The sequence below is a fragment of the Candidatus Accumulibacter propinquus genome (assembly GCF_056856495.1).
The window spans coordinates 375,572-393,243 of record NZ_JBSEHC010000002.1 but is presented as its reverse complement, the minus strand read 5'-3'; the positions used below and the strand labels follow the sequence as shown (position 1 = coordinate 393,243).

The 17,672-nt window shown below is 61.5% G+C and carries 18 protein-coding genes, 2 pseudogenes and 1 CRISPR repeat array (1 of these 21 cut by a window edge); of the genes and pseudogenes, 4 read left to right on the top strand and 16 right to left on the bottom strand.

The window, feature by feature from the left end; all coding sequences use genetic code 11:
- Positions 1-365: a CRISPR direct-repeat array (repeat unit 37 nt; unit sequence GTTTCAATCCTCGCTCGGCCCTCGCGGGCCGGGCGTC); it reaches 1,971 nt to the left of the window's first position.
- Positions 366-543: 178 nt separating this feature from the next.
- The 11 genes from cas2 to AC15MQ_RS04245 all read right to left on the bottom strand — a co-directional run bounded on the left by cas2 (position 544) and on the right by AC15MQ_RS04245 (position 9,498).
- Positions 544-834 carry a CRISPR-associated endonuclease Cas2 gene (cas2, locus tag AC15MQ_RS04295; protein ID WP_332335961.1) on the bottom strand — a complete coding sequence of 97 codons (291 nt, stop codon included), beginning with the start codon at positions 832-834 and terminating at the stop codon, positions 544-546.
- A gap of 14 nt (positions 835-848) precedes the next feature.
- A complete protein-coding gene (cas1c, locus tag AC15MQ_RS04290; protein ID WP_483079425.1) occupies positions 849-1,880 on the bottom strand; it encodes a type I-C CRISPR-associated endonuclease Cas1c in 1,032 nt (343 codons plus the stop codon).
- Positions 1,881-1,892: 12 nt separating this feature from the next.
- Positions 1,893-2,522, bottom strand: coding sequence for a CRISPR-associated protein Cas4 (gene cas4 / locus AC15MQ_RS04285; RefSeq protein WP_483079424.1), 630 nt, complete (start codon positions 2,520-2,522; stop codon positions 1,893-1,895).
- Positions 2,509-2,892, bottom strand: coding sequence for a DUF5615 family PIN-like protein (locus AC15MQ_RS04280; RefSeq protein ID WP_483079423.1), 384 nt, complete (start codon positions 2,890-2,892; stop codon positions 2,509-2,511). Before AC15MQ_RS04280 ends, cas4 begins: the two co-directional genes overlap by 14 nt.
- A complete protein-coding gene (locus AC15MQ_RS04275; protein WP_332335957.1) occupies positions 2,889-3,128 on the bottom strand; it encodes a DUF433 domain-containing protein in 240 nt (79 codons plus the stop codon). The genes AC15MQ_RS04280 and AC15MQ_RS04275 overlap by 4 nt, the downstream gene beginning before the upstream one ends.
- Positions 3,125-3,499, bottom strand: coding sequence for a DUF433 domain-containing protein (locus AC15MQ_RS04270; RefSeq protein WP_483079422.1), 375 nt, complete (start codon positions 3,497-3,499; stop codon positions 3,125-3,127). Before AC15MQ_RS04270 ends, AC15MQ_RS04275 begins: the two co-directional genes overlap by 4 nt.
- Before the next feature lie 3 nt (positions 3,500-3,502).
- On the bottom strand, positions 3,503-4,408 hold the full coding sequence (gene cas7c, locus AC15MQ_RS04265; RefSeq protein WP_483079421.1) for a type I-C CRISPR-associated protein Cas7/Csd2: 906 nt from the start codon (positions 4,406-4,408) through the stop codon (positions 3,503-3,505).
- 1 nt (position 4,409) lies between these two features.
- Positions 4,410-6,164, bottom strand: a complete 1,755-nt coding sequence (cas8c, locus tag AC15MQ_RS04260) for a type I-C CRISPR-associated protein Cas8c/Csd1 (RefSeq protein WP_483079420.1) — start codon at positions 6,162-6,164, stop codon at positions 4,410-4,412.
- Positions 6,161-6,826 carry a type I-C CRISPR-associated protein Cas5c gene (gene cas5c, locus AC15MQ_RS04255; RefSeq protein WP_483079670.1) on the bottom strand — a complete coding sequence of 222 codons (666 nt, stop codon included), beginning with the start codon at positions 6,824-6,826 and terminating at the stop codon, positions 6,161-6,163. Before cas5c ends, cas8c begins: the two co-directional genes overlap by 4 nt.
- 13 nt (positions 6,827-6,839) lie before the next feature.
- On the bottom strand, positions 6,840-7,001 hold the full coding sequence (locus tag AC15MQ_RS04250) for a hypothetical protein (RefSeq protein WP_483079419.1): 162 nt from the start codon (positions 6,999-7,001) through the stop codon (positions 6,840-6,842).
- A 232-nt stretch (positions 7,002-7,233) separates the two neighbouring features.
- On the bottom strand, positions 7,234-9,498 hold the full coding sequence (locus tag AC15MQ_RS04245; RefSeq protein ID WP_483079418.1) for a CRISPR-associated endonuclease Cas3'': 2,265 nt from the start codon (positions 9,496-9,498) through the stop codon (positions 7,234-7,236).
- Positions 9,499-9,603: 105 nt separating this feature from the next.
- Between AC15MQ_RS04245 and AC15MQ_RS04240 the strand changes: the two genes are divergently transcribed.
- On the top strand, positions 9,604-11,121 hold the full coding sequence (locus tag AC15MQ_RS04240) for a MarR family transcriptional regulator (RefSeq protein ID WP_483079323.1): 1,518 nt from the start codon (positions 9,604-9,606) through the stop codon (positions 11,119-11,121).
- Between the two features lie 292 nt (positions 11,122-11,413).
- Here AC15MQ_RS04240 and AC15MQ_RS04235 read toward each other — a convergent pair whose 3' ends face one another.
- The 5 genes and pseudogenes from AC15MQ_RS04235 to AC15MQ_RS04215 all read right to left on the bottom strand — a co-directional run bounded on the left by AC15MQ_RS04235 (position 11,414) and on the right by AC15MQ_RS04215 (position 14,403).
- Complete coding sequence (locus tag AC15MQ_RS04235) at positions 11,414-11,689, bottom strand: helix-turn-helix domain-containing protein (protein ID WP_483079417.1); 276 nt, start codon at positions 11,687-11,689, stop codon at positions 11,414-11,416.
- Positions 11,690-11,811: 122 nt separating this feature from the next.
- Positions 11,812-12,291 (bottom strand): annotated as a pseudogene (locus AC15MQ_RS04230) (Wadjet anti-phage system protein JetD domain-containing protein); the annotation flags it as partial.
- Positions 12,281-12,538, bottom strand: a pseudogene (locus tag AC15MQ_RS04225) (IS4 family transposase); the annotation flags it as partial. The pseudogenes AC15MQ_RS04225 and AC15MQ_RS04230, both read right to left, overlap by 11 nt.
- 6 nt (positions 12,539-12,544) lie before the next feature.
- Complete coding sequence (locus tag AC15MQ_RS04220) at positions 12,545-13,798, bottom strand: ISL3 family transposase (protein WP_332337375.1); 1,254 nt, start codon at positions 13,796-13,798, stop codon at positions 12,545-12,547.
- A gap of 413 nt (positions 13,799-14,211) precedes the next feature.
- The gene (locus tag AC15MQ_RS04215; RefSeq protein ID WP_483079669.1) at positions 14,212-14,403 is read right to left on the bottom strand and encodes an IS4/Tn5 family transposase DNA-binding protein; all 192 of its coding nucleotides are present in this window, start codon (positions 14,401-14,403) and stop codon (positions 14,212-14,214) included.
- A gap of 206 nt (positions 14,404-14,609) precedes the next feature.
- Between AC15MQ_RS04215 and AC15MQ_RS04210 the strand changes: the two genes are divergently transcribed.
- From AC15MQ_RS04210 to AC15MQ_RS04200, 3 genes are all read left to right on the top strand, one after another.
- Positions 14,610-16,304, top strand: a complete 1,695-nt coding sequence (locus tag AC15MQ_RS04210) for an ATP-binding protein (protein WP_483079416.1) — start codon at positions 14,610-14,612, stop codon at positions 16,302-16,304.
- The gene (locus tag AC15MQ_RS04205) at positions 16,301-16,951 is read left to right on the top strand and encodes a response regulator (RefSeq protein WP_287665871.1); all 651 of its coding nucleotides are present in this window, start codon (positions 16,301-16,303) and stop codon (positions 16,949-16,951) included. Before AC15MQ_RS04210 ends, AC15MQ_RS04205 begins: the two co-directional genes overlap by 4 nt.
- Before the next feature lie 184 nt (positions 16,952-17,135).
- Positions 17,136-17,534 (top strand): response regulator, encoded by a 399-nt coding sequence (locus AC15MQ_RS04200; protein WP_483079415.1) that lies wholly within the window; start codon positions 17,136-17,138, stop codon positions 17,532-17,534.
- Positions 17,535-17,672 lie beyond the last annotated feature (138 nt).

Here is a 17,672-nt window from a genome sequence, read left to right as displayed (position 1 = left end):
GGGCGTCCCTGCGCGCGCGACCAGCCCCTGGCGGCCGCGTCGTTTCAATCCTCGCTCGGCCCTCGCGGGCCGGGCGTCGCAACGAAACCATCCTCACCGACCGCGAATTCGCGTTTCAATCCTCGCTCGGCCCTCGCGGGCCGGGCGTCCAACTGCTCGCGCGCGCCACGAAGCCCTTCCAGGTTGTTTCAATCCTCGCTCGGCCCTCGCGGGCCGGGCGTCTGGCCTTGTTGCGCTCGACGGCTTCGACGCCGGGGTTTCAATCCTCGCTCGGCCCTCGCGGGCCGGGCGTCCAGTCCGGCAGACCGTTTTGTCCCCGATCCTGCCGGTTTCAATCCTCGCTCGGCCCTCGCGGGCCGGGCGTCTGGCTACGCGCATCGCATTGAATTTTCGAAAGAAATTCATTTCGTTGCGCGAACCGTCCAGCGCTTCGCCGAAACGAGGCGCTGCTGGTTCTATTGCATCTGGTTTTGGAAAAACAAATCAGGCACTTGACTGTACCGCGAACCTGTCGGGAAAAATGCTTCACTTGTGATCCGCGCTTCATAGAACGAGTGGTGCTTCGAAATCCACTGCCTTGAATTTGCCGTACTCGCGCACATGAAGTTCGACCGGCTCGGTAAGGCGGTAGAAACGCAGTGAGTCTTCCGCAGCGTCGATTTCGGCGAGCAGGCGGCGTTCGAGTTCCTCGAACTGGGCGAGATTCACCTGACACTCGAAGACCGACTTCTGCACGCGCTGGCCAGTCCCTTCACAGACGCGCGCAACGCGGCGCAAACGGCGGCGACCAGCCTGGGTTTCTGTTGAGACGTCGTAGCTGACGATGACGAGCATGACCTTGCCTCCGCTCATTTGGGGCAGAAGGGCAGATAGCCGGCCGTATCGCCGCGCACGTCGCGCGCCAGCAAACGCGCCTGAACGAAGGGAACCAGACCGAGGGCGAGGCTGGATTCCAGCAGCGGGTGCGTCAGGGCTTCCTGCTTCCGCTCATGGTAGGCTGTGATCACGGCGCGCCGCGCATTGTCCTTGAGCGTTACGGCGCCACCCGCATGTTCGTCGAAATCGTCGGCGTTGATCTGGCGGCGATTGATCAGTGTCAGCGCCAGGCGGTCGGCCAGCAGCGGCCGGAACTCCTCCATCAAGTCGAGCGCCAGCGCGGCACGCCCGGGACGCAGGGCGTGAAGGAAGCCGATCTGCGGATCGAGGCCGACGCTTTCCAGCGCCGAGCGGGCATCATTCATCAACATCGAGTAGAGGAAGGAGAGCAGCGCGTTCATGCGGTCGAGCGGTGGCCGTCGGGTGCGGCCATTCATGGAAAAAAACGGTCGGGCTTCGGGGCGCACCAGCAGGGTCAGGGCGGCGAAGTAGCGCTTGGCCTGGTCGCCCTCGATGCCGCGCACAGTGTCGAGATCGGCGGCGTGTTCGAGTCGGGACAAGGCGCGGCCGAGTTCGTCGGCGCTGACGGTGAGCACCGCGGCGTCTGCTTCGCGGCCGTTCTCTCGGGCGCCGCGTTGCAAAACCTGACGGCAGTTCTTCAGTTTGCCGGCGATGCAGGATTTCGCCACCGCCAGACAATAGTCGGCGCTGGCGAGACGGCGATGCTGGGCCTGGCGCAGCAAAACGTTGCCGGAAACCGGGCCTTCCAGCCGTGCCTTGAAGCGGCCGTGAGCATTCAGCAGCACCAGGCTCTTGCCTTCATCGGCGAGACGGTGCATGAGGATCGGCGAGACCATCACATGGCCAAAACACACGACGGCGGAGAGATGATGCAGCGGCACACGCAGGCGCGTTTCGCGTTCGATCTCGACGCGCAGGGTGTCGTTGTCGAGATGCAGGTAACTTTCCGGCAAGGTGACGTAGAGCGTGTTGAGTAGTTGCATCGACTTCCCCGTTCAGGCGTCGGCGTCGAACAAGCGGGCGCGGGCGGCGCCCAGCGCGCCGTTGTCGGCCAGGGACGGCTGGCAGAGTTCGAGCAGCGAGCAGTTTTTGCAGCGCGCGTCGTTGGCGGCCGGTGGCACGCTGCCGGCGGTGATCAGCCCGCGCACGGCGGCGGCGGCCTCGGCCACACGCTGGCGCAAGGCGGTAGTGATGGCCACTTCGCGGCGCCGGCGGGAGGTGGCGTAGTAGAGGGCGCCGCGCGGTACCGGCTTGCCGCTCATTTCTTCCAGGCACAGCGCCTGCGCGGCGAGTTGCAGATCGTCGCAGGCGGCGATCCAAGGCGCCTTGCTGCGGCTGCCGTGCTTGTATTCGACAGGATAGGGCGTGCCGTCGGCCTCGAACTCGACGATGTCGGCCTTGCCGATCAGGCCGAGGCGATCGCTCCACACCGGCAGCGCCCGTTCCACGCGCACGCCGGCGCGCGTTTCGACGCCGGGCTGGTCGACCTGCTGATGCACCGCCTGTCCGCGCAGGGTATGCAGGTTGTCGGCGAACACCTGCTCGACGTGGATCAGCGCGCACTGGCGCGGACAGTAGCACCAGTGCTGGAGGGCAGAGACGGGGATGGGGTCAGGGGCGTCCACCGGACAGTCCCGCCAGGAAGGGACGGCGACGTATCGTCTGGCCGTCGAAAATGTGGAAGCACCCTTCCTGAAACTGCTGCCCTGCCTGCAACTCGACCAACCAGTCGGCCGGGTGCTCCGGCAGGTAACTGGTCACGCGCAGCAAGACAATGACTCGCGGTGCAGGCAGTTTTTGTTTGAACACCAGTTCGCCATAGTCGCGGTCGAAGGTCGCCAGCCAACGACCTTCGGTGCGCGCACGTTCCATAACCCCTTCGTCGTCGACGCTTGGACTCTCTTCGCTAATTGCGAAGACATCCCAGCCCAGGGCGCGCAGCCGGCGAACCGATGGCTGTGGGAAGTTCTCGTTCAACAGCCACGGCGCCGTCATACCGTGGCCTTCTGGATGGCGACGAAATCCTCCTCACGGAAAACTTCAGTAACGAAAGCAATCGCCGCGAGCACGTCTTCACGCGTAACGCGCGGGTATGAATCGAGAATCTGCTCCATGCTCCAGCCGTCGGCCAGACGATCCATCAGCAGTTCGACGGAAATCCGCGTGCCGCGAATGATGGGCTTGCCAACCAGAACTTGGGGGTCGACGGTAATGCGGTCTTTCCAGTTCATGCCGAGTGCCTCCGTATCAGTATCGCTTCTTTGTCTTCGTCGAAATGGCAGTGCAATGCGTCCCTCTCCTGGACTTCCAGGCCGTTACGGTCATCCGCTTCGGTGAAGATGTCGGCGCCGACCGCGCACGACTCTTCGACAATGAAGTGAATTTCGCACATGCTCATGGCGTCCTTGCGTTGAGATGCAAAACCTTGCACGGCGAGGATGTCCTCGCTGGTGATGTTCGGGTAAGACTCAAGAATTTGCTTGAAGCTCCAGCCGTCGGCCAGCCAGCCGGCGATCGGGTCGACCGCAATGCGCGTGCCATTGATGCGCGGCTTACCGGCCGGTGTATCGGCCGTGGCGACGATGCGGTCATCATCGTCCATGTTTCAGCACTTGCGTATCAGTGTCACACCCGGCGCGGCAGCCAGCTCCTGACCCACTGCCACGTCCTGCCCATCGAAACGCACTGAGTATGCACCGAAGCTGCGTGCAACTTCATCCGTACCTTTCGGCTCGACCATCAGGCGGTCAAACAACGCATGAGCCGGCGCGTTCCCCAATTCGGAATCATGGCGGAACACGTATAGCCCGCGAGTGGACATCTCGCCGCGCGCGGCGGAGCGGTCGTGTTCGAACATCTGCTCCAGCGCCTTGAAGAAGAGTTCGAGATCGTCCGCGGAAAAGCCGGTCTGCTTTGCCAAAAAGGAGGAAACAAAACCGTGAGCGCGATAAAGGCCGTAGGGCACGGTGTGCTTGCGACCCATGGTGCGATTGTCGCCCTCCTGCTTCTCGGCTTCGGCCTCCGTGGCGACCGCCATGCGCGTGATCGAGTGCTCTTGGGCTACCACGGGATCGATGGATCGGGCGAAGGTGAGTTGCACAGGGCCGCGTACCTGGCCGCAATTGACGCCGGTGGACATCACTGCGCCAAAAGTGCGCACGTCGAAGAAATTGGCACACATCCATTTGCGCGCATCGTCGACGGCGTCGCCACCCTTGCGTTTCTTGCCCTCGCCTTCCAGCGCGTCCTCGCGACCGATGGCGACATAGGCGCGCTTGTGCTGGGCATTCAACACCGCTTTTTCCTTGACGTAGATTTCAAACGGCGGCTGTTCACCTTTCACCAAGCCAACGTAATTGCGTACCTTGCGCTTGAGCGACACGTCGGTAACCAGGCCGTCGCCGGTTTCAGCATCGAGACGCGGCAGGTTGCCGGCATCGGGGTCACCATTTGGATTGCCATCCTTCACGTCGAACAACAGCACAAAGTCGTAGCGGCGGTTCAGGCTCATCTCAGTTCTCCTCGGAAACGTCGGTATTGGTCTTGCGCGTATAGAAATCCTGGCGCTGATGGTAGTAGCCCAGGGCAAAACGTCCCTGCTCGGGCAATGGCAACTGGCGAGGGAAATCGGCGATGCCGCCCATGATCTCGCCGATCAGGCGCTCAAGATTGATGCGGCGGCCGGGCGAGAGCTTCCCCAGATGGTGGTTTTTCAGGCGCAGCAGCGTCGTGAACACGGCCACTGGCGTACTCGACGCCGCGCCGTAGTAGCGGTCGCGGATGGTGGCGTTGAGGCCGGGGCTGGCCTCCTCCTGGATTTTTTCCAGCACTGCGAACAGTCGGCCGAGACGGTAGGCTGGGCTGGTGTGGGCGGTGTCGAGCATGGGGGCGAACTCCTTCTCGGTGATGGTGGATCGGCGGTTGGCATTGCGAATGGCACGGTTCAGGCACGCTTTGAGCGCGGCGGCGCGTGGATAAGTGACCCGCTGCTCAGCGCGGCAGCGCCCGATGGCACCTTGCAACAGCGCGGCCGGATAAGGGCAGTCCTCTCCAGCGAGCACCGTGCGAATGACTTCGCCACCGAGTCGGGGCGGAATGTTGTCGGCTTTGCCCTGCACGGCAATCCCGGCGAGCAAGCGAAACAGCGATAGATAGCGTGGATCGTTCGCTCCGCGCGCGACGTCTAGGTCGTCAAAATGGTGGCGCAGTCGGACACCCAGTTCCTTTACCGTGCCGGTCTGCCAAAAGCGAACGCTGATGCGCGCGGCGTTGGGCGCCAAACCCAACACATGGCAGCGCGTAGCGTCCTCATCGCTGGCAAAGTGGCCGCTGTGGATCGATCGGTAGAGCGTATCGAGTGCGCGCGTGCCACGGTCCGGATCATCCTTGGGCGGTTCGCCGAAGAGGTCGGGCACCAGGGTTTCGAACTCGCTCGCCTTCTCGGCCCAGAACACGGTAGACGCGTCGCCGACCTGCACACGTTGGCGCGAATCGCGGCCGAGTAGATGGTTGAGTGCGGTGGTGTACGCGAAGGCGGCGGGCTTGCCGACTGGCGCGTTCGCGCCCTGCCGCTTGCCGTAGGAATTGAAGGCGTCGAGATTGAACGAAATGACATTGGCGCCAGAGGACTGTGCGCCCCACACGCCCTTGATCGCCGCGTGAGTCCGCTCCGCTGGCGCCTTCTCGCCGCTAACCAGGCAAATGGCGGCGGCAGCCTCATCGCCATACCGAGTAGCGGTGGCAAACGCTATCGCCGGGTGCTGGCAAACAAGTTCGATCTCTCCTTGCAGGCGGAAGCTCAACACGGGATTGGCTTCCAGAATTTGCGGCCAAAGCGGATCTGCGGCCAAAGCTGCAAGATCGATGGCACCGAGATAATCGCGCACCGCGGCAACGCCAGGCAACGCGGCGGCAGCCTCCGGTAGCATGTCGATACGAGCGCGAAAGGCGGCCTGCTGTTCGACAACCCGCTCCGGTTTGCCGCGCGCGTCGACGCCCAGAACGTATTCAGCGGTATCCCATAGCAGGTTGGCGGCTACGCCCGACGAGCGCTTGACCGTCGCCGGCACCAGGAAGCGTTGGCCGATCAGCTTCTTGCCCTCCTTGCGCCGCGTATCGCGGATGGGCGGCAGCCAACGGCCAACCGCGTCGATTTCGAGCACGAAGGGGATTTCCTTCTCCTCCAGTCCGAAGGCGGGCAGGCGAGCGGCTGGATCCGGGTCGACGCTCTTGCGCCGGTAGTAATCGTTGAGGGCCTGGAGGATCATCGCCGCACTCCCGCGTCTTGCCAGGCCGGCACCGCGACTACACCGTCCGCCAACTGTGCACGGAAGAAACGCGGCTGCGGATCGGCGCGGATGGTGAAATCGAGGTCGTGCAGCATCCAGCCCAGGTCGCGGCTTTCCGGGATAGGCGCGGCTTCCGCCGAGGGGTCGGCAACGTAGCGGACGCGGGCGGCAAACTCGCGGCAACCAAGATAAGGCTGGTTCACGCACTGGCCGCCTGCGGCGCGGCGCTCGAACATTGCGCGGTACTTGGCCGGTGGGCTTTGGTCGAGACGGTCGGGCAGGATGTCTAGCTCGGCATGGACACGGTAAGCCACGTCGCGCAGAAACAAGCCGGCCCGTTGCTGGCGCTCGTCCTCGATGTTGAGGGCAAGCACGCCGTCGCCGCCGTTCATCGCTGTCTGCACGTTGCGCACCGACATCACGGCACCGACTTCGTTGCGCCGCAGGTTGATCCAGCGGATCGGCTTTAGCACTTCGATACGCCGCACACGCCAGCACACCGAGGGCTTCCAGAAGATGGCCTCGAACACTGCACGGGCAGCGGACGGTGTCATCACGTCGTAGGAAACCCGCTCCACTTTCATTTCCGGACGGGTAAAGCAGGCGAAGTCGCCGGAGACTTCAATACAGTAGGGCTTCATTGCATACACCCCTTCAAAAAGGGCCAAAACGATGCGAAACAAGAAATGCGCCGACCGGAAGCGTCAAGTACCAGAGAACGATCTGAGCAAGCACAACACCCCAGGCCAGGACAAAACGGTACACTGGCTGCGCCGCCATCAGACTAAGCTCCCGAAGTAGTTTTCTCAGTTCCATGCCGCTCTCCTCGACAATCGAGTGGCGCAAATATAACATATGTTCTTAGTAATGGTAGTATGAAGAAAAAAGTTAGTTCTGCTAGTATTCCCACAGCGTCAGTTGAGCATTGCAGCGCAGCCGCTCAACTGACGAGGATTGAAACTTAGTAAGGGTAGTAATCAAGAATGGAAGGTGGGGGCGGGAACTTCCCGTCCCCCATTTCTGCTCGATAGTTTTTTGAACCATTGGCTCATAGCGCGAGACTTCCCGCCGGCAGTAGAAGATCTTCTTCGTCCAGCAAGCCAAGTACGGGGTCGTAGAGCAGATCGTTGCGCTGAACAAAACACCCGGGCTGGACTTCCGCCACGTCACCCCGCAGCTGCATACGTTCCACGATCCTCCGTCGCACGGTCACGGTGCAGCGTTGCAGTGTGCGCATCAGCCAGCGTTGCGGACCCTCCTTTTCGAGTTTGCCAAGCAGTGCGTCAAGACCCGGAGAGCCGTCGTAGCGAACAAAGACCGTCGCCTGGTCTTCGTCGTCGATCAGGTGAAAATTGTCCGCAGCAGTGCGGAACTGGACGCCGAGAGTCGCGTCTGGCGTCAGGTCGCGCACAACACCCCTGGTATCGAGATTGGTACCGAAATAGAGCTGGTCGAAATAGTGCTCGAACAGCTCTGGCGCCAGCGGTTCGCCATCCCAAGTCCGCAGTACCGATAGGCAGGCATCCTCGGCCTGACGCAAAAAGCCGGAAGGCGAGCGATTTGGCGGCAGGAAGACGACCACCTTGCCGCGCTCCTGTTCGCCTTCACGATTGCAGCGGCCGGCCGCTTGGGCGATCGAGTCGAGGCCAGCGAAGGCGCGATAGACAGCGGGGAAACTGACATCGACTCCGGCTTCAATCAGGTTGGTGCTGACAACCCGCAAGGGACGCACGTCGAGGCCTTTGCGTTTGGCTTTGAGCCGCTGCTTGATTTCGTCGAATACTTTTGCACGGTGGGCGCCACACATCAGCGCCGAGAGATGCAGCGTTCCCTGGGGCATCAACCGCCACAGCTTGCGCGCATCGCCGCGCGTAGCAACGATAGCGAGAACGCAATCCTCTGCCGTCAGTTCGCTGGCCATTTCCTCCCAGCTCGTGCGACGCGTCCAGTCCGGCAGACGAACATCGACGCGCTGCAGGCGACGGTAAAGCTCGCAGGGATCGGCGACGATCTCGGTGACCTTGTCCAGACCGCGCAGACTGCGCGCGGCATCAAAATAGGTTTTGCTGGCCAGCGCCGGCTGGGTGGCGGTGCACAACACCACGGTCACGCCGTAATGCCGCGTCAGCAGATTGAGGACATCGAGGATGGGTTGCAGGAATTCCGGCGGCAGGCACTGCGCCTCGTCGAGGACGATCACGCTGTCACAGAGGTTGTGCAGCTTGCGGCAGCGCGAGGTCTTGGCCGCGAACAGGGATTCGAACAACTGCACGTTGGTGGTGACGACCAGCGGCGCGTCCCAGTTCTCGCAGGCCAGCCGCGAGCGCGTGGTCTCCTGGCTTTCGTCCGATTCGGCCTGAGAGTGGTGCTCGACGATGTTCTCCGCACCGAAGATGCGTGCGAAGACGTCGGCGGTTTGCTCGACGATGCTAGTGTAGGGAATCGCATAGACGATGCGGCGCTTGCCGTAAACGCGCGCGTGTTCGAGGGCGAAGGCCAGGGAGGAAAGGGTCTTGCCGCCGCCGGTTGGCACTGTGAGCGAAAAAAGTCCCGGCTCACCCTGTGCGCGACTGCGGCATTGAGCGAGTACCTCGGCACGCAGGCGGTTGACTGGCGAATCGAGCGCCATGACCGTGACCTCAGCCATGTAGGCGTCAAAGCGCGCTGCCAGGCCTGCCAGCGTGGGATAGCCGAGCCTCGCCTCGGTGAGGGTGCCGTCCATGAAAGACTCGGTGTCGAGGAAGTCGGCATCGACGATGCAGGAAAACAGCATGCGCACCCAGAGCGCAAAGCCCTTGCTGCCGCCTGGTACATTTCGCAAGTCAGGCACTGAGCCCCGCGCCAGCAACTCGGCCGGCGCGGCGGCACGCGCTTCATCGAGCTCGCGCCGGGTATCGGGGTTGTCCGCCCCCAGCCGCAAGTCCAACCCGCCATTCCAGTCCCGCAACCCGCAGTGATGACCGGCGATTAAGTAGGCCAGGATACGGCCGGCGATGCCGAAACGCTCGATGGCATGCAGCGCGCCGGCGCCGGAGTGTGTCTTGTCCCGGCCAGGCACCCGGCCTTCGATGTGGGCTTCGGTCCCCGCTGCCAAGCGGATGTAATTCTGAAAACCCGGACGATACTTGCCGAGGTCGTGCCAGAGTCCGCCGAGCTTCGCAAGCTCCTCCGCACCGAAAACGGCAGCGAACTTGCCGGCACAACGTCCGACCGTGGCAAGGTGAGCGGCGAGATCGTGGATATCGCTACCGTCACTACCATCACCATTTCCGCAGCGTCCGCCACCTGGCCGCACATGTGCGATGAAACTCATTGACTCCCCCTTGCAATCAGGAATGTGGCAATCCTAAGCCGGCGAAGCCGGAACCAAACAGGTTGAGATTTCTGTCATAGCCCAAACGGAAAAGCGGAGGCGACCATGACACAGATGCTGACCGATCGCTATCACGAGCGGCTTGCCGGAACACTCTCCTGCTACGACCGGATCGTGATTACAGGCACGTTGCCCGGCGCGTGCTACGCGGCGGGAATGACGAGTTTTCTCAACGCCCGGCACATTCGCATTTTTGACTACCCGCGCTTTGCCGAACCGCTGCGTGATCGCATTCGTGAAGCCGCACAGGCACTGGCGACTGCGCAAGGAGCGCGGATCGAGCACGTGGCCAAGGCCCACCTCCGCAAGGAAGACCTCGTGGCGGCAGTGCTCAAGGCGCGTGGTGATCATCCGGGACTGGTGCATGTGCTTTCCGCCATGGAAGCCTGCGACGCCTACGAACCGTGGCATGACAAGCCAAGTCATCAGACCTTTCTGCGCCACACCTCGGGCAAATGCCTGCACTACTATTTCTACTGGATGGACGAGGCTCTCGGACTCATCTACCTGCGCGTGCCAACGTGGAGCCCCTTCCGGCTGCAGTTCTATTGCAATGGCCACAGTCGGCTGGCGCGTTCTCTGAACGTGGCCGGCATCGATTACGCGATGGCGGACAATGCGTTTATCCGCATCGACGACTGGGAACGGGCGCAACAACTCGCGGACGCCTTCTCGCCCGACACCCTGCATGCGCTTCTGGACCGCTACGCCGAGCAATGCTGCCCGATCCTGGATGTCTTCGGACAGTCCTATCACTGGAGCCTGATGCAGGTCGAATACTCGACCGATCTGGTGTTCCGCTCCGACGCCATCCTGAAGTCGCTCTACGAGGAACTCTCCCGGCAGGCCATCTTCTCGGTCAAGGCCGAGCAGGTCGCCAGTTTCCTGGGCAAGAAGATCACGCCGCAACTGGCGCAGGAACTCGGTAGCCGCTTCACGACGCGCATCGAGGGCACCTGCATCAAGCACCATTTTGGCAAGGTATCGGTCAAGATGTACGACAAGTTCAACCGTGTGCTGCGCCTGGAAACCACGACCAACAACGTTTCCTTCTTCAAGCACCACCGCAAGGTGGAACATCGGGATGGTCACGAGTCGCGCGAGATCGCCCCCCTCCGAAAGACCATCTACAGCCTGATCGACTTGCGCGAGATCCTGCTCGGCTGTAACCGCCGCTACCTCGAATACCTCTCCGCACTCGACGACTTTTCCGCCGGCGATCGTAACCTGCATCGGCTGGTCAACCCCAAGACGGTCAACGGCCATACCCTCAAGGGCTTCAATTTCTTCGATGCCACTCAGCAGGCCCTGCTGCGGGCGCTTCAGCGTCCCGAGTTCAACATCCGTGGCATCCGCCGTGCCGACCTCGTCCCCTTCTTGCGCCAGATCTCGCCGGCCAGCATCACGCGCCAGCTTTGGCGCCTGCGCCAGTTCGGTCTCATCAAGAAAGTCGTTCATGGCTATCGCTACTACCTGACCCGTCTGGGCCGCTCGACCATCGCCGCCGCTTGTCGAATCACTGAACAAACCATCGTCCCGGCTCTCGCCCACGCTACCCCGTAACTGAATCTGCTCAGGAAATGTAAAGATCTGAGTCATAAGTGACTAATACCGCATGGGCTCACAGAGCGAGCCTTTCAAATCGTCCCACAAAAATAGTCGGCGCTGGCGGGACGGCGATTTTGCCGGCTCGGATCTCAAATGTTGCGCAGTTTCACGGCGAAATCGGCGATACCGAGGTTGAACGACCGCTTGGCGGCGGCGATGACCTTGTAACCCTGGGCCTTCAAGGCGTAGTGGATCTGCACGCGCTTGATGGCCTGGGCGTCCAGGAACCTTCTGAGTTCGCGCTCGGTCAGGGAGATTTTTCCCCTGGAAGGGCTGGCGTGGTGAATAGATCGCCCTGCTCGACCACGACCAGGAGGCCGCCGGGCTTGACGCGCAGATACTGGCAAAGCCTGCCCAGCACTTCGCGATCAAAAATCTTCACCCGGTCGTGGTAGTAGCGGTCCAGCGTGGTGCGGGCGATGCCTGCGGCGCGGCAGATATCGGCAAGCTTGAGACGGCGCGCGCGGCATTCTGTCCGACACGCAGGGCCTGATGGACTGGTTTGGCGGTCTGTTTGCGACACCGGAGCAGGATGGCAGGACGCCGGCGGAATTCGCGGCGGCCTATAAGCGCTATCGGGTAAGTTCTTCGATCTTCAGAGGCTCCAAGCCAGGCAAATACGTTCCTAGAAACACGAAAGACTTCTTACTGACCGCTTAACGCCTCGGGTGCCGACGCGTCGAGCCCTGCCAGTGCGGCCTCGACCCAGCCAAAACCGATCCGCTCCTGTTCGAGACGCAGATTCCTGCGCAGGCGGTTGTCGCGCAGGTCGTCGTACAGGGCGCCCTCCTCCGCGTTCAGTCGTGGCAGATCGCGCAACGTCTGCCGGTCCTCCTCGCCCCAGTGCGTGGCGAAAGCCAGCAGCGTCGCACGATCCATCAGGAACGATTCGACGTCGGCGATATGGGCGCGCAACTGGTCGAGGATGGCGAAGCCGTAGGTGTCGATGTCGCCCCAGTAATGGATGCGGCAGCGCGACAGCCATGCCACCTCGCGCAGCATCTCGAAGCCGTACCCGGTGCCGAAGAGGATCAGGCTGTGCGGCACCGCCGGGAAAGCGAGGAAGTTGATCTCGTTCTCGGTAATGAAAACGCGTTCGACTTGCGGGTCGATCCGGGCAAAGCTCCGGGGTCACGGCGTAGGTAGGATGCAGATACAAGCCGAGTTGCGCCTCGAAACTGAGCGGCCCCAATCCTTCAATGGACTGGCCGTTGAAGCCCAGATCGGTGGTGTCCTGCAGACACAGGACCACGGGATGCTGGCGCATCCTGACCTTCGCGCTCTCCATGTGCGGCGACAGGACCGCTTCCCACCCGAGGGCCTGCTTCTTCTCGCTGGACTGATCGAAAAAACGGTAGACCGCCTGCGTTTCGGGGGTTTAGGTCGTTTCGTGTGGAACGGGCCTGAAAGGGACGAAGGGAGATACGGGCAAATGGATGAGTTTCCCGGCGATGAGGTAGGCCATGGCGATGAAGTTGTCGACGCGGCGATAGCCGCGGGCGCGGGCACGTGCCTCCTGAAGAGCTCTATTCATTGCTTCGACACGGCCGTTGTGTTTGCCGGATTCGAAGCCGTTGAGTACGCCAGGAAGGTGCTTGGTAATGGTCCTGCCGAGGCGCTTGAAGGGTTCCAGTCGGCAACGACAGGCCCAACTGAGCCAGCGCTTCAACAGGGGCTTGGCCTCGTCAGGTGTCTTGGCCGTGGCATAGATCGCGCGCAACGCTTCCTTGATGCGCCAGGCACGTGCGGTTTTGAGGTTGGAGCGCTGCAACCAGTGCATGGTCTGGGTTTGCTTGATGGTCCAGTCGGCGGGTTTCTTGTGCAGGCTCCAGCGGGTGCCTTTGAGTTCAGGTTCGCTTTTGACCTCCGCACGGCGCACCTCGTCCAGGGCCGTGCTGCCCAGGGCGACCACGTGAAATCTGTCGAAGCAGACCTCGGCTTCGGGAAAGTGTTCGGCGGCGCCGGCCTGAAAGGATCCACTCATGTCCATACTGACATGCGTAATCGCGCTCGGTTGGCCGCCATGCTCGGTGAGGTCGGTGGCGAACATCCCCAGCGTGGCCTTATCCCGGCCAGGCGTGGCAAACAGCAGGCGCGGCTTGTCTAGATCATGGAAAACAGTGATGTACGTCTGGCCGCGCTTACTGGCGGTTTCATCAACACCAATGGCGCGAACCTCGGCATGGCTTTCCTTGGCGCGCGCTTTGTTCACATGATGCTCGATCACGCGCCACAGTCTGCGACTGCGGACACGCAGCAGCCGGCCGGCCGCCAATACCGACATGGTCGGTGCCAGCATCAGCGTCAAGGCTTCGAACAGCAGGGTGAAGCGACTCCCTTCCCGTGCCCAAGGCACGGGAATCTGTGTCACCTTGTCGCAGACGGCACAGGCCACGCGCGGCACGGCGGCATGCAGATGAGCTTCATACTGGAAAAAATCCAGATGACGCCACGAGCGCGCCAAGCGGTCGTGCAGTGGCTGCGCCGCCGTTCGACAGGCCGGACAGGCATGAACTGCTGCGCTGAACGTCACCTGGAAGTCAATCCGCCCCGCTTCGGGTGTAAAGATCACTTGATCCACTTGCCAAGGAGCGACAAGACCCAGAGCCTGGGTGAACAGCGTTTCAATCATGGGGAACCGGTCGAGAGAAGGAAGGCCGCTATTGTCCTCCATGCCGAGTGCGGCAGGCTGCCTCCCTCGGCCCGGAGGAAGCGTAAGCGAGGGGCGGCGATGTCAAGGGTTCGGCTACGCCCGGACTTCGTCCGCCCTTGACATCGCCGCCCCCTCAAAACCACAAGGCCACCGCCCGTTCCACACGAAACGACATAGATCCTCCACTTGCCAAGGAGCGACAAGACCCAGAGCCTGGGTGAACAGCGTTTCAATCATGGGGAACCGGTCGAGAGAAGGAAGGCCGCTATTGTCCTCCATGCCGAGTGCGGCAGGCTGCCTCCCTCGGCCCGGAGGAAGCGTAAGCGAGGGGGCGGCGATGTCAAGGGTTCGGCTACGCCCGGACTTCGTCCGCCCTTGACATCGCCGCCCCCTCAAAACCACAAGGCCACCGCCCGTTCCACACGAAACGACATAGATCCCGTTTCGGCCCAGCCCGAACAGGCACTCGTGATACTCGCCGTAGGTTTGTCGGTAAAATCACTCGCGATCTTGATCCGCCGATGGGTCAGAGGACCGTCTCCCAGTTCCGCTCCGCCAAATTCTGCTGCCGCCCACTGGTCCATGCTCATCGCCCCACTCAAAGGGCGCACACGATACCGAATCTCCGCCCCTTGCTTGCGCGCGGGTGCGAAAGAGGTGGATCCATCATTGCCCCATCCCCGCCTCGAAATCGGAAAAACATGCTCAATGAGTTGTGTGTAAAGGTATGTACTCAAGGGGGCGACTTTTCTAAAGCCTTTGCACTTCGGAAGAGACTTCCTCGCAACAAATGGTAGAGTCCGTAACTTGCCATCGGCTTGACAAAGCACTAGAGGAGGTCCCAATCAAAACGACCGTCGATGCAAAATTACCCCCGTCTTCCATCGGGAACGTGCAACTCGCTACCGGACACCGAGAGCACCTGCTCCAGCTAGATACGCTCATTTCCAACCTGTCATCCCGTTTCATCAATCTGTGTCCTGACGAGGTGGACGGCGAGATACGTGACGCGTTGCGGCGTATTTGCGAGCATGTCGGCATTGATCTCGCAATCCTTTGGCAATGGTCGACAACTGATCCTGATGTCATAATACCTACCCACGCCTATTGCGCTGACGAGGGATTTCAAGCGCCCTTGTCGTTGCGCCAGGAGCTTTTCCCCTGGGTCCGTCAGCAATTGCTGGATGGCCGCTTGGTCGTTCTTTCCTCGCTGAGTGCACTGCCGGCGGAGGCCAGCAGTGATCTGGAAAATGGTCGGTTGCATGGCATCAAGTCGAACCTGACCATGCCACTTGCGGTGGGCGGAGAGCCATTAGTCGGAGCACTGAGCCTCAATACCCTGCGCGCAGAGTGCGACTGGACGGACGCGCTGGTCCAGAGCCTGCAGCTTGCCGCGCATGTTTTCACCAACGCGCTTGTCCGCAAGCGCTACGATCAGAGCCGGCAACAAAGCGAGGCCCGCCTCGCGGCGGGCGCCGAGCTGGCTGGACTTGCGTATTACGAGCTTAACTTTGCTGAAAACACCAGCTATGTCGACGACCGAATGCGTCATCTGTGCGGTATTCCCCCCGGACGGGAAGGAAGCCTTGATGCCCTGGCATTCTGGAGAGAGCATCTGCATCCAGACGACAGTGGACGCATACTGGCTTTGCGTCAGAAATTGCATGACGGCAAGTTGAAACAGTTCTCGGTCGATTATCGTTTCCTGCATCCGACGCATGGTGAGAAATGGATCCAGCACTTGGCTCGTGTCAGAAGTCGCGACACCAGCGGGCGCGCGATTGCCACCTATAGCGTTCTGCGCGACGTGACGCAACAAAAGGGAGTTGAAAACGAGCTACGCGATCTGACCCGACGCTTGATCCGGGCTCAGGAGGACGAGCGTGCGCGAATCGCGCGCGAGCTACACGATGACGTGACGCAACGGCTCGCCGTACTGGCGATCGAGGTCGGGCGCGCTGAACTCGCCACACCCGACGGCATGCGGGCAGAGGTGATGCAGACGGTACGTCAGGAACTCATGCGTCTGAGCGAGGATGTCCACTCGCTGGCGTACCAGTTGCATCCGTCTGTTCTGGAGGAACTCGGACTGGCCGAGGCACTGCGTGCGGAATGCGAAAGGCGGATTCGTCAAGGCTGGACTGATCTCTCGGCTAGTCTCGAACCGTTGCCCGCTTTCGTCGGCAAGGAGGCTGCGCTGTGCCTGTTCCGCGTCGCCCAAGAGGCGCTGAACAACGTCGCACGCCACGCCGGATGTCGTGCCGCGAAGCTCACGCTCCGACACATGGACGACGGCCTGCTCCTTGCTGTTCGTGACGATGGCGTTGGCTTCGATCCGGTACATCGGCGAGAGAGTATGCACCTCGGTCTGGCGAGCATGCGCGAACGTGTGCGGCTACTCAACGGCTCGCTCGATATCGAGAGCGCACTCGGTCGGGGCACGACGATTGTCGCCTGGGTTCCCGCATCAGGCGAATTGCGATGAGTGCCCCGCGCCGTCCGCGGGTGTTGATCGCTGATGACCATCTCATGGTAGCCGAGGCTCTCAAAAGCCTGCTCAGTCCTGACTTCGATCTCGTCGGCGTAGTGGAAGACGGGCGGATGTTGATTGAGGCGGCAGAGACCTTGCGACCGAACGTTATCGTCGCGGACATCACCATGCCACATCTCAACGGCATTGACGCGCTGATACGGTTAAGACAAGGAGGATCTCAAGTTCCTGTCGTGTTTCTTACCATGCACCGGGACGTAAGCTTTGCCCGCCGCGCGCTCGACGCCGGCGCCTCGGGCTTCGTGCTCAAACACTCGGCGCCAATCGAATTGATCGTTGCCATTCGCGCCGCCCTCGAGGGGAGGATTTACCTCTCGCCACAGATCACGGCAGATGTCCTGGAAACCCTGAAGCAGCGGCCGGAGAGGTCTGACGATCCGCTCGCTTCGATTACGTCGCGGCAGCGCGAGGTTCTCCAACTGCTTGCGGAGGGGCATGCGGCAAAGACGATTGCTGTCGAACTCTCAATATCTGCCCGGACCGTGGAGTTCCACAAATATCAAATGATGGAAACTTTGGGCATTCAAACCAAGACCGAGTTGATCCACTTCGCCATCAAGCACGGACTCGTCGTGCTCTGACTACCCCAGCTACCGCTCGACATCATGGTTGACCACGCCGGTTCTACGACCCGGTCCCTGGTAATTTCCCAGTGACCTACCCCGGAATATCCCGAGGTTACAGCATCCCGATCCCCAGCTAAGCTACGCCTAGCGCTGGGTACCGACTGGTATCACGGCAAATTGCGGAAAAGGAAGCGCCTTGATGCCCGAAACGCCGCTGAGTTGTGTTCTGCTCGCAGACCGTCACCATGGTCTCACGGAAGGCGTGCGCTGTTTGCTCGAGACGTCGTTCGAAACGGTGGTCATGGTTGCCGACGAGGTGTCGCTGCTCGAAGGGGCGATCCGACTTCGGCCTGACGTGGCGGTCGTCGATCTGTCGTTGGCCCAGAGCAGTGGTCTTGGCTGGTTCCATGCGCTGCGGCAGCACTGCCCCAATCTCAAGGTGATCGTGCTGAGCGTGCACGACGAGCAGAGCGTTCGCCAAGCGGTAATGGACGCCGGCGCCAATGCTTTCGTGCTCAAGAGTGCGATCGCCACCGAGCTGTTGACTACGGTCGATGCCGTCCGCCAGGGCAGACGTGCAGACGTTTCGATCCGGTGAGTCAGGCGCACCCTGAATGCAGAATTCAATGTAAAGCTGTTTTGGGTATACGTGGGTGCCTGAGCCAGGTACCAAGGTGCAATCCATTTTTGAAGAGCACGCTCAGGAGGCAGTAATAACCAAAACAAGTCCGATCAC